Genomic DNA, 1,590 nt, shown 5'->3' with positions numbered 1-1,590 from the left:
GCTACGAGGTGGTGGTGGTGGACGACGGCTCCACCGATGGCACAGTGGAATGGCTGCAGAACAACCCCATCGGCTTGCCCCAGTGGAAACTGTTGCAGCAGGAGCACCGTGGCCCCGCCGCTGCCCGCAACCTGGGGTTTCGCCACGCCCAGGGATCCCTCATCGTCTTTATCGACAGCGACCTGGTGGTGGTGGATCACTTCTTGGCCAGCCACGCCCAGATGCTGCGACGACACGGCGTCACAGGGGATCCCCGCTCCCCCCACGAGGCTAAGGTCTTCACCTACGGGCGGGTGATCAACACGAGCAATTTTCAGGATCCCCGCTCCGAACCCTTCAAGCCCACCGATTTTTCGGCAGCCTTTTTCGCCACCGGCAACGTGGCCATTGCCCGCCATTGGTTGGAGCTGGCCTGCGAAACCCCCGCCGGCCCCTTTGACGAGCGGTTTCACCTCTACGGCTGGGAAGACCTGGAGCTGGGGGTGCGGCTAAAACGTTTGGGCCTGCGCCTGGTCAAGTGCCCCCAGGCCACCGGCTACCACTGGCATCCGCCCTTTGAGCTGCAGCAGATCCCAGGATTGATTGAGCGGGAACGGCAGCGGGGCCGCATGGGTATTCTCTTTTACCAAAAACACCCCACCTGGGCCGTGCGCCTGATGATCCAACTGACGCCCCTGCACCAATTCCTGTGGGGCCTTTTATCCCTGGGAGGCTGGCTGAACGAGAAGCGGGTGGAACCGCTGCTGCGCTGGTTGATCCGGCATGGCCGCTCGCAGTTGGCCTTGGAGCTGTGCCGGATTTTTTTCCTCAACTGGTACAACGTGCAGGCCGTTTACGAAAGCTACAGAGCGATGAAGGCGCGAAATAAGGGGATCCACTCGGCTTGAGCTGCCACCAGGGCGGGGTAAGTGAGTCGGCCATAATCCTTGCCGGGAATGAGAGGCTGGCCGGGATCCGGATCGGCACAGCTCAGGGGTTCCCAAACGGCGCCGGCCCCCTTGACAATGGCCCACACTGCCGCCACATCCCAGATCTTGGGCGAGCGTTCTACCGCCCCCAAAAGGCTGCCACCGGCCACCGCCAGCAGGTTGTAGGCAGCGCCCCCCAACATCCGCGCTTTGCAAGGGAATTGCGGGCTAATCCAATGGCTGCTGCGGGAACAGAAATTGAACAATTGGTTGGGGCCGGGTGAGGCGGTGCTAGGACGGATTGGCTGGGGACAGGCGGGATCCCGGTCGTGGCGGGTGAGAAAAGCTCCTGCTGCTGCATCCCCAGGAAACCGAGGCCAATAACCGTAAAAAGTCTGGCGGATGGGCGGCAGATGGACACAGCCAAACACCGGCACGCCCCAATGCAGCAAAGCCAAGGAGCTGCCCCAAATGGGGATCCCACGGGCAAAATTGGTGGTGCCATCCAAAGGATCCACTACCCAACACCACTCCTTCTCGGGAAAAATGTGGTTGGATTCCTCGCTCAGATAACCGTGATCGGGGTAGGCAGCGGCAATGGCCCCTTGAAAAGCGCGATCCGCCCACTGGTCAGAAGAGGTTACCAAGCTGCCGTCGGCTTTTAAGGACTCCGTCCCGCTGG

Annotated in this window: 2 protein-coding genes; one reads left to right on the top strand and one right to left on the bottom strand. The window is 61.6% G+C overall.

Going from position 1 to position 1,590, the window contains the following annotated elements:
- Positions 1 to 887, top strand: an 887-nt coding sequence (locus NW819_RS07065; protein ID WP_414413320.1) for a glycosyltransferase family 2 protein, incomplete at its 5' end; no start/stop codon positions are given.
- On the opposite strand, the gene NW819_RS07060 is transcribed toward NW819_RS07065, so the two are convergent.
- Positions 842 to 1,590, bottom strand: a 749-nt coding sequence (locus NW819_RS07060) for an inositol monophosphatase family protein (RefSeq protein ID WP_414413319.1), incomplete at its 5' end; no start/stop codon positions are given. The two genes, NW819_RS07065 and NW819_RS07060, sit on opposite strands and share 46 nt — an antisense overlap.

This window comes from Synechococcus sp. R8-2 (assembly GCF_047461715.1).
GTDB lineage: Bacteria > Cyanobacteriota > Cyanobacteriia > Thermostichales > Thermostichaceae > Thermostichus.
Note: the sequence above shows the minus strand (reverse complement) of the source record. Positions and strands in the feature narration are given on the sequence as shown.